This window comes from Streptomyces sp. NPDC023541 (assembly GCF_055559995.1).
The window spans coordinates 326,301-338,064 of the sequence record NZ_JBVHJO010000006.1 but is presented as its reverse complement, the minus strand read 5'-3'; the positions used below and the strand labels follow the sequence as shown (position 1 = coordinate 338,064).

Annotated in this window: 11 protein-coding genes; 2 read left to right on the top strand and 9 right to left on the bottom strand. The window is 73.6% G+C overall.

Translation table 11 applies throughout. The annotated features are described in order from the left end of the window. Positions 1–112 precede the first annotated feature (112 nt). The 8 genes from ACZ3X1_RS17805 to ACZ3X1_RS17770 all read right to left on the bottom strand — a co-directional run bounded on the left by ACZ3X1_RS17805 (position 113) and on the right by ACZ3X1_RS17770 (position 7,386). The gene (locus ACZ3X1_RS17805; RefSeq protein ID WP_356809817.1) at positions 113–448 is read right to left on the bottom strand and encodes a hypothetical protein; all 336 of its coding nucleotides are present in this window, start codon (positions 446–448) and stop codon (positions 113–115) included. A 155-nt stretch (positions 449–603) separates the two neighbouring features. Next, complete coding sequence (locus ACZ3X1_RS17800; protein WP_362623063.1) at positions 604–1,092, bottom strand: flavin reductase family protein; 489 nt, start codon at positions 1,090–1,092, stop codon at positions 604–606. Between the two features lie 78 nt (positions 1,093–1,170). Continuing rightward, positions 1,171–2,250 carry an iron-containing redox enzyme family protein gene (locus ACZ3X1_RS17795; RefSeq protein WP_467280321.1) on the bottom strand — a complete coding sequence of 360 codons (1,080 nt, stop codon included), beginning with the start codon at positions 2,248–2,250 and terminating at the stop codon, positions 1,171–1,173. A gap of 20 nt (positions 2,251–2,270) precedes the next feature. Continuing rightward, positions 2,271–2,462 carry a CDGSH iron-sulfur domain-containing protein gene (locus tag ACZ3X1_RS17790; protein WP_362623066.1) on the bottom strand — a complete coding sequence of 64 codons (192 nt, stop codon included), beginning with the start codon at positions 2,460–2,462 and terminating at the stop codon, positions 2,271–2,273. Between the two features lie 31 nt (positions 2,463–2,493). Continuing rightward, positions 2,494–3,180 carry a HemK2/MTQ2 family protein methyltransferase gene (locus tag ACZ3X1_RS17785; RefSeq protein WP_467280204.1) on the bottom strand — a complete coding sequence of 229 codons (687 nt, stop codon included), beginning with the start codon at positions 3,178–3,180 and terminating at the stop codon, positions 2,494–2,496. Positions 3,181–3,329: 149 nt separating this feature from the next. After that, positions 3,330–4,553: an FAD-dependent oxidoreductase gene (locus ACZ3X1_RS17780; protein WP_467280203.1), complete on the bottom strand. Its 1,224-nt coding sequence runs from the start codon at positions 4,551–4,553 to the stop codon at positions 3,330–3,332. Next, positions 4,550–5,953, bottom strand: coding sequence for an FAD-dependent oxidoreductase (locus ACZ3X1_RS17775; RefSeq protein ID WP_467280202.1), 1,404 nt, complete (start codon positions 5,951–5,953; stop codon positions 4,550–4,552). The genes ACZ3X1_RS17780 and ACZ3X1_RS17775 overlap by 4 nt, the downstream gene beginning before the upstream one ends. Beyond that, positions 5,950–7,386, bottom strand: coding sequence for an FGGY family carbohydrate kinase (locus ACZ3X1_RS17770; RefSeq protein ID WP_467280201.1), 1,437 nt, complete (start codon positions 7,384–7,386; stop codon positions 5,950–5,952). Before ACZ3X1_RS17770 ends, ACZ3X1_RS17775 begins: the two co-directional genes overlap by 4 nt. 290 nt (positions 7,387–7,676) lie before the next feature. Between ACZ3X1_RS17770 and ACZ3X1_RS17765 the strand changes: the two genes are divergently transcribed. Both ACZ3X1_RS17765 and ACZ3X1_RS17760 read left to right on the top strand, forming a co-directional pair. Next, positions 7,677–8,657, top strand: a complete 981-nt coding sequence (locus ACZ3X1_RS17765) for a hypothetical protein (RefSeq protein WP_356809833.1) — start codon at positions 7,677–7,679, stop codon at positions 8,655–8,657. A 101-nt stretch (positions 8,658–8,758) separates the two neighbouring features. Beyond that, on the top strand, positions 8,759–10,291 hold the full coding sequence (locus ACZ3X1_RS17760; protein ID WP_356809835.1) for an amino acid permease: 1,533 nt from the start codon (positions 8,759–8,761) through the stop codon (positions 10,289–10,291). Between the two features lie 79 nt (positions 10,292–10,370). Here ACZ3X1_RS17760 and ACZ3X1_RS17755 read toward each other — a convergent pair whose 3' ends face one another. Further along, positions 10,371–11,711 (bottom strand): phosphatase PAP2 family protein, encoded by a 1,341-nt coding sequence (locus ACZ3X1_RS17755; RefSeq protein ID WP_467280200.1) that lies wholly within the window; start codon positions 11,709–11,711, stop codon positions 10,371–10,373. Between the last annotated feature and the right edge of the window lie 53 nt (positions 11,712–11,764).

The window sequence follows — 11,764 nt, the reverse complement described above, 5'->3', positions numbered from 1 at the left end:
CCCAGCCACCATTTTCACCCGTGCGGGTGAATTCGGTACCCCGGGAGGCGAGGCGGTCCGGCCCGCCTGACCGAATGTCAGCGATGCAGGGCCCAGGTCCGGCGGCTCGGACTCATCCCTCCTTGAGCAGCACGGTGATGTTCCGGTTGCGGATGAGGACCCGTTCGACCTCGTCGGTGATCTCGAACTCGCCTTCGACGTCCGTGGGCGTGATGACCTGGGCGACGGTCCCGGAGGGCGCGACCTCGGTCAGCTCCAGGTGGAGTTCCTCCGGGACCGGCACGAGCGGCGGTGACGCCAGGGTCAGTTGGAGCCGGTAGCCGGGGGTCCGGCACGCGCACGTGCCCTTCACCGTGACCCGGCGCCCGCCCTTGCCGGCCCGGTGGGCCGTGGCGGTGAAGTCCTCCGCACCGGCTGTGCAGGCGAATCCGTTCCCGTATTCGGACATGTCTTCTCCCATCGTCCGTTCGTCGGTTGGCCGATCACACGCGGGTTCAGTCTCGGCGCGGTCGGTGGGGGCCGCAAAAGGAGGGCGGTGCGTCCGCGCGTGCGGCGGCGCCGGCCGCGCGGATCCGCGGAGGCGTGGCGGCGGCTTTGCGCCTGTCAGGCCGGGTGGCCGGGCGTGAGGTCCACGACGTCGCCGAGGAGCAGCAGGGACGGCCGTTCGGGGCCCGGCCGGCCGGCGCCCACGGGCTCGAGGAGGAATCCGACGTGGTCTCCGCCGTCGACGCGCGTTTCGATCCGGCCGACGAACCAGGCACCGGCGTCGTCCAGGACGGGTGCGGGGGCGTGCGGCGTCCGATGCCATGCGAGGTGCGCGAACTTGTCGGTGTCGTCCCCGGTCCGGCCGCCGAAGAGTTCGGCGACGTCCTTCTGGTCGTCGCGCAGGGCGTGGACCGCGAGGTGGGAGGCCGTCCGGGCGACCGTGTAGGTGTGGTTGGCCTTGGAGAGCCACACCATGAAGCGGGGCGGGTCGATGGAGCACTGCGAGGCGAAGCCCACCAGGCAGCCGGCCCGCCGGTCCCCGTCCGCCGCCGTGACCACGTACATCGGATGGTCGAGCACGTCGGTGAAGGCGTCCAGCTCCGTCACGGTGAGATCCTCCCTCGCAGTGGCATCCTCCGTCGCGGTGGCATCCTCCGTCGCTGTGGCATCCGTCCCCTCAGTCCGTCACAGGTCCGGCAGGGGGGTGCGCAGTGCGCTGCCGCCCCGGTCCCAGGACCGCCGGATGTGGTCGGCGAGCCGGTCTTCCACCAGGACGGTGGCCGCGCAGCCGAAGGCGACGTCGGCTTCCAGTTCCGGTTCGTCGGCCAGCAGGCCGCCGATCACCTCGCGGCGGACGACCTGTTCGTGGACGGCGTCGGCCTCCACGTGCTCGGTGTAGAAGCGTTCGGCGGCGGGCCCCGCCCCGCAGCGCCGCATGGCGCGGGCGAGGCGGCGGGAGCCGGGTGAGGAGGTGACCTCGACGCATGCGAAGTGGCCGACGAGGGCGCCGCGCAGCGCCCGGTGCAGGCCGAAGAGGGACATCAGGTTGACGGTGGCGAGCAGAGGGGCCGGCGCCTGGTCCAGGTACCGGCCGTAGGCGGGATCCAGCCGGAGGTCGGCCATCAGATCGGCGAAGAGCCGTGCGTGGATGCGGTCGGCGCGGCCGGCGCCGAACTCGTCGTACTCGATGGCGACCATCGCGGCCTTGGCGCGGCCGGTCAGCCGGGGGATGACCCAGGCGTGCGGGTCGGCCTCCTTGAGGTGGTAGAGGGAGCGCAGGGCCGCGTATTCGCGCAGCTGCCACAGCTCGCCGTCGGTCTGCAGCTGATGGCTGAGGCTTCCGGAGAGGTCCACGGGCTCGACGAGCAGCGGGGCGAAGGCGTCCTGCACCGTCCGGGGCCCGTCGGCCAGCTCGGTGCGCAGGACGTGCAGGAAGCGGGCTTCGATGGCCTGCCGGAGCCGCAGCAGGTCCGGGTCCCATTCCCGTTCGTCGTCGACCCGGTCGAAGCCCGCGTAGTGGAGTTCGTAGAGGAGGTAGAGGGCGAGCTGCAGGTCCTCGCCCCACGGGTCGGCCCGCAGCACGGATGCGGGGGCGTAGGCCGGTGGGCCGCCCGACCGGAGGGCCCGGATCACGGCGGAGGACAGCTCGCCGCGTGCCTCGACCAGACCGGGCCCGGCGGCCGGGGCGGCGGGCGCCGGCTTCGTGGCCGTCGCCGTTGCTGTCGCCGTCGGCGTGCCTGTCGCCGTCGCCGTCGCCGCCGTCATGTTCCGGTTGCCTGCTGTCATCAGGGGTTCCCCTCCTCGTTCGGCGAAGCGGCCCGTTCGCGGGGTCGGTGGCTGGTGTCGCACCACGGGTAGGTGCGGCTGCGGCGGCAGGTGCACACCGCGACCACGAACCGGTCGGAGCGGACGACGGTCCCGTCGTCGAGTGCGATCTCGACCGGGCCCTCGACCAGGACGGGCCCCTGCGGATCCACGGACACCCGCCGGGCGGGGGGCGTGGCGCTGTCAGGCGGACACGGCACGGATGATCACCAGCTCTTCCCACTCCTCGTGCGGGGCCGCCAGCGCCCGCCGCTCCAGCCAGGCCCGCCGTGCCCGCAGGACCGGGCCCCACGGCACTGCCGTCCTCGCGGTGACCTCGGCGGTCAGGCCCGCCCCGGACAACCGGTCGACGGTCTCCTCGGGTCCGCACATCCCCGAGTGCACCATGAGCAGGGAGCCGCCGGACCGCAGCAGCGCCGGGGCCCTCGCGCAGATCCGGTCGATGACGGCGCGGCCGTCGGGGCCCGCGTCCCAGGCCCGCTCCGGCCCGCGCGTGGGCAGCCCGTTCCCGGGGGCGGGGACGTACGGCGGGTTCGCGATGACCAGGTCGAAGCGGTGCCCGGCGGTGCGGGCGGCGAAGTCGCCGTGCAGGAGGCGCAGGGGCAGTCGCCGGCGCAGCGCGTTCAGGCGGGCCGTGAGCAGGGCGGCCCAGGAGACGTCCACCGCGGTGACCCGGGCGCCCCGGTCCGCGGCGTGCAGGGCGAGCGCGCCGGTGCCCGTACCGATCTCCAGTACGTCCCGGCCGGGGCCCAGGTCCTCGTGGGCGAGTGCCTCGGCGAGGAACCGGGTGTCCGCCTGTGGCCGGTACACACCCGGGAGGGCGATCAGGCCCGCAGGCAGCGCGCCCGGGGTGAAGGTCGTACTGGACACCGGGGACCTCCGGTTTCTCGTGCGGCCCGCGGGGCCGAATCGCGGGGTGTGACGGCAGTGAGCGCCTGCCCCCGGCTCAGCGGCCCATCCCCCGTCGAGGTGACCTTCGGAGGAACAGACAGAACCCGGCCCCGTCGGCTCTGTGCGGGTCAGCCGAGGGCCAGCACCACCGGGCCGCCGGTGCGGTCGACGCGGGCCGTCCAGTGCGGCGGGAGGCGCAGGGAACGGGACGGGGTCGCCGGGCCGGGGAAGCGGCGGCGCCACAGCGGCCGGCCGTCCTGGGTCGCGGTGACCAGGGGGGCGGTGACGGTTTCCCCGGAGCGCAGCAGCAGCGGCCGCCCGGCGGTGTCCGTGATCCGGTTCGGGGTCACCCACAGGAGCGGGGCCCGGACCTCCAGCGGCGGGCCGGGCTGCGGCCAGGGGGCGCCCGTGAGGTGGGCGAGTACGGGGGCCGCCGCGGCGGCTCCCTCCTCGGCCGCGGCGGCCGCGCTTTCGATTCCGTGGAGGGCGTTGCCGACGGCGAAGACGCCGGGCGCCGCCGTGCGGAAGGAGGCGTCCACGCGGGGGCCTCGGGTGCCGGGGTCGAGGGGGACACCGCCGCGGCGGGCCAGTTCGTGGTCGGGGATCCAGTCGCCGGTGAAGACCACGGTGTCGCAGGTGAGCAGGCCCGTGCGGCCGTCGCGGTGGTGGATGGCCAGGCCGGTCAGCCGGCCGCGGCCGCGCAGTTCGCCGACGGTCGTCTGCGTGAGCAGCGGGACTCCCGGCACGGCGGCGGCGCGCGGGGCTTGCGTGACCATCGCCACCACGTCCGTGCCCGCCCCGCGCAGCACGGCGGCCGCGTGGTGGGCCACGGGCTCGGCGCCCACCACGACGGCCCGTCGGCCGACGGGAAGTGCGTGCTCGTGGACCGAGCGGAGCAGTTCCCCGGTGGTCAGCACGCCCTGCGGGCGGGAGCCGGGGACGAGCCGGGCACTGCGGGGGCGTTCGCGGGCGCCGGTGGCGAGGACGACGGCCCGGGCCGTGATCCTCTCCAGGCCCGTCGGGCTCGTGGTCTCCAGGGAGAGCGGGCCGGCCCACCCGGTGGCGGCGACGCCGGTGCGGACCGCGGCACCGGCGGCGACGGCCGCCCGTACCGACCGCTGCGCGTACCGGGGCCCGTCCAGCCAGGGGCGCGGTGGCCGGCCGAAGCCGCCGTGGTGGAGGTGGCGCGGCATGCCGCCCGCGTGCTGCTCGCGTTCCAGGACCTCGACCCGGCCGGCGCCCGCTTGCGCCAGCCGGGTGGCCGCGGCCAGTCCGGCGGGGCCGGCGCCGACGACCAGTACGTCGACCCGTACGTCGACCCGTACGTCGCCCCGCGCGTCCGTACGGTTCACCGGCGGGCCTCCTCGAACAGGGCGCGGACGGCGGCCCCGCAGTGGAAGCCCTGGCAGCGGCCGCCCCGGGCGCGGGTGCGCCGCCGCAGGCCGTCGGGCGAGCCGGGCGGTACGGTCGCGGCGAGCGCGTCGCGGATCTCGCCGCGGGTCACGCGCTCGCAGTGGCAGACGATCCGGCCGTACTCCGGGTCCGCCGCGATCATCGCGGCGTCGCGGTACGGGCGGGGGAACGCCTCGCCGAGGTTGGGCATCCGCACCGGCTCCGGCTCGCGGGCGCCGGTGAGGGGCAGGCCGCCTTCGGCGAGCAGCTCGACGACGTGTGCGGCGATCGCCATCGAGGCGCTCAGGCCGGTGGACCGGATGCCGCCGACGCTCACGTACCGCTGGTCGGGATGCGGGCGGATGGCGTAGTCCTCCTGGCCGGTGGCCGCGCGCAGCCCCGCGTAGACGGCGGTGACCTCCTCGTCGAGGAGCGCCGGCAGGATCCGCCGGCCCTTCTCCCTCAGCAGCGCGAGTCCTTCGGCGGTCGAGCCGGTGTCCGTCTTGTCGTCCAGGTCCTCGGCGGTGGGCCCGAGCATGACGTTCCCGTAGACGGTCGGTGTGACCAGCACGCCCTTGCCGCGGGCGTCCGGCACCGGCAGCAGGATGTGGCGTACGAGGCCGCGGGCGAGTTCGTCGAAGACGATGAGCTGGCCGCGGCGGGGTGTGACGGTGAAGTCGGCGTGCCCGAGGAACCGGTCGATCTCGTCGGCGTACAGGCCCGCCGCGTTGACCAGGTGGCGGGTGCGCAACGCGCCCCGGTTGGTGGTGAGGGTGTGCGGTTCACCCGGAGTGACCGATCGCACCCGGCAGTTGAGGTGCAGGTGGACGCCGGCGCGCACGGCCTGCGTCGCGTGGGCGAGGGTGGTCGTCCAGGGACAGATGAGGGACTCGTCCGGTACGTGGAGGGCTCCCAGCACACCGGGGCCGAGCTCCGGTTCACGGGCGCGCACCTCGGGGGCCGGGAGGATCCGGGCCGAGCGGTAGCCGTTGCGCACCGCCTTGTCGGCGAGTGCCGGCAGGGCCGCGAGCTGCTCCTCGGTCCAGGCCACGAGCAGGGCCCCGACCGGCTCGACCGGGATGCCGCTCTCGGCGGCGTAGGAGGCCAGCATGCGCTGTCCCTCCCGGACGAGCCGGGATTTCAGGGAACCGGGCACGGCGTCGAAACCGGTGTGCAGGATGGCGGTGTTGGCCTTGGAGGTGCCGTTGCCGACATCGTCGGACGCGTCGATCAGGGCGGTGCGCAGGGGCAGCCGGGCCAGTTCGCGGGCGATGGCTGAGCCCACCACGCCGGCGCCGACGACCGTCACGTCGTACGGGTCTCCGCCGCCGGGCAGCGGGCCGTGCCGGGTGACGGTCATGCCGCGCCGCCGAGCAGGGCGGCCACCGCCGTGCGGAACCGTGCGCGGCGTTCGGCGGCGTGCCCGGCGCCGGCCTTCGGTTCGTAGACGACGGACGGCTTCCACTCCGGGACGGCGTCGTGGACGCGGAGGGAGGGGTCGAGGCCGAGCCGGGCGACGGCGCCCACGCCGAGCGCCGTGGCGTCCGGCAGAGCGGACACCTCGACGGGAATCTGCAGCAGGTCGGCCTGCGCCTGCATGAGCAGGGCGGACCGGGTGAGTCCGCCGTCGACGCGGAGGGTGGACAGGGGCGCGCCCAGGTCGGTGGCGACGGCGTCGGCGAGCTCGGCCACCTGTGCGGCTATGCCGTCGCACAGGGCGTGCACGAGGTGGCCGGCGGTCGTGTCGAGGCCGAGGCCGGTGACCGAGCCGCGCAGGTCGCCGCGCCACCAGGGGGCGGCGAGGCCGGCGAGCGCGGGGACGAAGGTGACGCCGCCGGCGTCGGGCACGGTCGCGCCCACGGTGTCGATGTCCTGGGCGCCGGAGATCACGCCGAGGTCGGTGAGCCAGCGGACGGCGGACGCGGCCGTGTAGACCTGGCCGTCCAGGCAGTAGCTGGTCTCGCCGCGGAGCTGCCAGGCGACGCAGCCGACGAGCCCGGTGGTGCTGCGGCGGGGGCGCGGGCCTGTCTGCGCGAGGAGGAACGCCCCGGTGCCGTAGGTGCATTTGGCGGTTCCGGGTTCGGTGACGCGCTGGGCGAGCAGTGCGGCCTGCTGGTCGACGAGCAGCCCGGTCAGCGGCAGCGGAGGCCCGAACGCGGTGGTGGTGCCGACGCGGGTGTCCGCGCCGACGACTTCCGGCAGCGGTTCCCCGGTGAGGCCGAAGGCGTCCAGGGCTGCGGGCGACCAGTCGACGGTGTCGAGGTCGAGGAGCTGGGTGCGGCCGGCGGTCGCCGCGTCGGTGACGAAGGCGCCGGTGAGCCGGTGCACCAGCCATGCGTCGCTGGTCGTCACGACGCCCCGCCGGGTGAGGTTGCGACGTATCCAGGCCATCTTCGGCGCGGCGAAATACGGGTCGAGGGGAAGTCCTGTCCGCTCCTGCAACGACGCCGCGTGCGGCGCCAGTTCGGTGCAGAGCTGCTCGGCGCGGCGGTCCTGCCAGACGATCGCTTCGGTCAGCGGCTCGCCGTTCGCCGGGTCCCAGGCGAGGACGGTCTCGCCCTGGTTGGCCAGGCCCACCGCGGCGACCGGTTCCCCGGCGGCGGCCAGGGCCGCGCGTCCCGCGTCGACGACCGAAGCCAGCAGCTCGCGGGGGTCCACCTCCACGCGGCCGCCCGGCAGGTACCGGGGGCGTACGGGGGCGGAGGCGGAGCCCATGACGCCCCGTACGGGACAGACGACGAGGGCCTTGGTTCCCGAGGTGCCCTGGTCCACAGCGAGCACCGGGCCCGTCATCACCACTCCGTCCCTGGTGTCGGCATGCGCGATCGTCTCGCGGAAGCCTTCACCAGCGGACGCGGCCCCGTCAAGATCCTTCCGCCCGGGCGGCGACACAGCTGACGCGAATTCATCTCTTGTATGTGGCTTGATCATTGCATTCGAAAAAGTTTCATGACTCGAACGCTCATAGTCACTCTATAGTGATCGCCGATCACCAGGCGCGAAGGCCATGCGATGCGAGGACCGATGACGACGACCACCGCAAGACGCGCCCGTCCCGGCTACCCGTCGACCGGGACGAGGTGATGGCGGGCAGCGACTTCCGGCCCGTCTACCACCCCGCCGGCCACGACAACGACCTGCGTGTGGCCGTGCAGGACCTGCGCACCGGCCGGTGGCTGGCGATGGCGCACTTACTGGACCGGACGGACGGCTGGGGGCTGTGGACCCAGCGCACCCAGGTGCTCGCCGCGGTCGCCGCCGGATCGGACGTGGTCCAGGCGTGGCGCTCCGAGGAACCGCGCAGCGTCGCCGCGTCCGTCATGCACACCCGTGTCGTCGTCGAACGCGCCGTCCGCGCCCACCGCGCGCGCCACCCCCGCACGCACGAGCTGTGGCAGGAGGCGTGGGCCGCCTGCCGGGACGCCGCCGAGCTGAGCCCCGCCGACCCCGTGCCGTGGGTCTGCCTGCTCGCGCTGGCCCTGCTCGACGAGCACCGTGCGATGGACGAGCACCGTCAGCAGCCGCCCGCCCTGATGCTGCCCCGCGGCCCCTGGGGCATCCTCGCCCAGGTCGACAAGCGCGACCCGCACAACCGCGAGGCGTACCACCGGATGCTCCAGTTCGTGTGCGCGGGTACGCCCGGACCGCTGACCGAGGCCGCCAACTTCGTCCACTGGGCATCCGCTTCGGCCCCGCCCGAGTCGGCCGTCCACCTCCTGCCGCTCTATCTGAGCGTCGAGCGGTACCGCCGCGAGCGCGGCCAGGAGAAGGCGCTCGACCTCCACTGGGTCGCCGAGGACGCCGTGCGCGACGCCGGCCACGCCCTGGACACCTGGTTCCGCTACAGCGACCTGCGCCGCGCCTCCCAGCTCGACCTCAACCACCTCGCCCACGCGCTGTGGGGAGCCCACCGCTTCGGCGAGGCGGTTCAGGTCTTCGACGCGATCGACCGGTACTGGACCACCCTGCCGTGGGCCTACCGGACCCGCGACCCGGCCGACCAGGAACTGGCCATGGAGGTCTTCCTGCGGGCCAGGGCCCGCAGCCTGGCGGTCCGGGACTGACTTCCGCAGTCCCGGCCCCGCTCGCCACTCCCGCAGGCCACTCCAGCAAGCCACCCCCGCTCACCGTCCCCGTTCCCCACGACCCCCGGAGGTACTCCCCCATGTCCCGAACCGCGCCGACCGTCCGCCCGGACGGCAAGGCCCCGCCCCGGCAGGACGAGGAGGAACGGCTCAGGGAACTCGGCTACCAGCCGGTCCTCGCCCGCCGGATGGGCGGCTTCGGCAACTTCGCCATCAGCTTCTCGGTCATATCCGTCCTGTCCGGCTGCATGACCCTCTACGGTTTCGGCCTGGGCACGGGGGGTCCGGCCGTGATGCTGTGGGGCTGGGCCGGCGTCGGCCTGTTCGTGCTCTGCGTGGGTCTCGCCCTGGCCGAGGTGACCAGCGCGTACCCCACCTCGGGAGCGCTCTACTACATGGCCGACCGACTCGGCGGGCGCCGCTGGGGCTGGTACACGGGCTGGCTGAACCTGCTCGGCCTGCTGGGCGCCATCGCCGGCATCGACTACGGCGCCGCGCTCTTCACCGGCGCCTTCCTCAACCTCCAGTACGGCGTCGTGCCCACCCCCGGCCTGACGTTCGTGATCTTCCTGTGCATCCTGCTGCTGCACGCCGCGCTCAACCTCTTCGGCGTCCGCCTCGTCAGCGTGCTCAACTCCGTCAGCGTCTGGTGGCACCTGGGCGGCGTCGCCCTGATCGTGGGCGCCCTGGCCTTCATACCCGACCAGCACCAGTCGCCGTCGTTCGTCTTCACCGAGTTCGTCAACGACACCGGCTGGGCCAACCCGTTCTACGTGGCGGCGGTCGGCCTGCTGCTCGCCCAGTACACCTTCTCCGGCTACGACGCCTCCGCGCACCTCTCGGAGGAGACCTCCAACGCCTCCGTCTCCGCCGCCCGGGGCATCGTCCGGGCCATCTGGGTCTCCTGGGTCGCCGGCTTCGCGCTGCTCGCGGGCCTGACCTTCGCCATCCAGGACTACGCGGCCGTGCAGGGAACCGCCACCGGTGTACCGCCGGCCCAGATCTTCATCGACGCGCTGGGCTCCGGCGGCGCCACCGCCCTGCTCCTCGTCGTCATCGTCGCGCAGCTCTTCTGCGGGAACGCCGAGGTCGCCGCCGCGAGCCGGATGGTCTTCGCCTTCAGCCGCGACAACGCCCTGCCCGGCTCCGCCCTGTGGCGCAAGGTGAGCAGCCGTACGCAGACGCCGGTCCCGGCCGTGTGGCTCTCGGTCGCCGTCGCGGCCGTGCTGGCGCTCCCGTCGCTCTACTCCGCGACCGCCTACGGGGCCGTGACCGCCATCAACGTCATCGGCATCACCCCGGCCTACGCGATCCCGATCTACCTGCGGCTGCGCGCCGGGAACCGGTTCCAGCCCGGCCCGTGGAACCTGGGCCGCTGGAGCAAGCCGATCGGCTGGATCGCCGTCGTGTGGGTGGCCGTCGTCACCGTGCTGTTCTGTCTGCCGCAGAAGTCGCCGGTGACCATCGACTCGATGAACTACGCGGTGATCGCCCTGGCCGTGGTCCTGGTCCTGGCCAGCGCCTGGTGGTACGCCGCCCGGCGCTCGTACGGGACCCCGTCGGCGTACGGCAACGCCCGGGAGCAGGCCGAGATCGCCGAGGGCATCGTCTGATCCACCGGCCGGCCCGCCCGCCGGGCACGTCCGTCCTGCCCGCGCGCGCCCCGGACGTACCGGGGCGCGCGCGGCGTCCTCAGACCAGTTCGGGCTGCGGTTCGCGGCGCGGCTGCGGCACGGAGACCGTCGCGGACCGGCGTTCCCACCGCTTGGTGATCCGTACGTAGCCGTAGATCACCGAGACCATCGACAGGACGACCAGCGGCCCGGACACCCACGGGTGTCCCGCCATTTCCAGGGACAGGAAGCGGTACGACAGCAGGAGCGCGACGAAGACCGCGGCGCCGTGGGCGACCAGGCGGATCCCCTTCCGGTCCCAGCCGTGGTCGAGGGTGCGCAGCGCGATGTCGATGGTCAGGGTGAAGACCACGCCGGCGACGATGTCCGCGCCGTAGTGGTAACCGAATCCCAGCGTCGCGCCGAGCGTCGCGATCAGCCAGAACGTGCCCGCCCATCGCAGGGCCCGCGGGGCCTTGCGGGAATGGATGAAGATCGCGGTCGCCCATGCCGTGTGCAGGCTGGGCATGCAATTGCGCGGGGTGAACTCGTCGAAGGGCATCGGCTGGGGAACGGCGACGGGCGGCGGCGTGTTCGGCCACAGCTCGGCCAGCGCCCACTGCCCGCCGTCGGCGCCGTACGCGAAGATCGGCCCGACCACCGGGAAGACCATGTAGATGCCCGGCCCGAGGAGTCCGATGGCCAGGAAGGTGCGCACCAGGTGGTGGCGCGGGAAGCGGCGCTCGACCGCCACGTTGCGCAGCTGGTACAGCGCGACGAGGACCGCCATCACCGCGAGCTGGATGTAGACGAATTCGAGGACGCGGAAGCCGGCGGCCCCGGTGGCCTCGACGATCCGCCCCGCCACCCATGACGGGTTGCCCAGCGCCTGGTCGGCGGTCGCCACGTACTGGTCGAGCACGGTCGGGCGGGTCTTGGACGTGATCAGCAGCCAGGTGTAGCCGGTCTTGCGGCCTGTCACGAGCAGCAGGGCCAGGCCCACGCCCTGGAGCAGCAGGATCCGTTCACGTCCGGTGCGGCGCGTGAGCGCGATGACGGCGCAGCCCAGGGTGACGAGCAGGGCGCCGTTGCCGTACATCATCTCGGCGCCGACCGTCCACCGCACGAGCCAGAAGACGAGGTCGATGCCGACCGCGGCGCCGATCGCGATCAAGCGCTGGCGCCAGGTCAGCACCACCAGCATCAACGCCATGCTGGCGTACAGCACCGTCCCCGACTTGGGGGCGAACACCACCTCGCGCGCCTGGTCGGTGATCGGCCCCCGCACGCCGTAGCCGCGCGCGGCGATCTCCAGCGCGATGAGGAATCCGAGGCCCACCGCGCCCGCTGCGGCCCACAGCACGACGCGTGGCCGACGCCACGCGGCGGACTCGGCTCCGCCGCCCTTTCGCGAAAACACTCGCAAAACCGCAGATATCAATTTTTCAGCCGATGTTCATATTTCAACCTGAT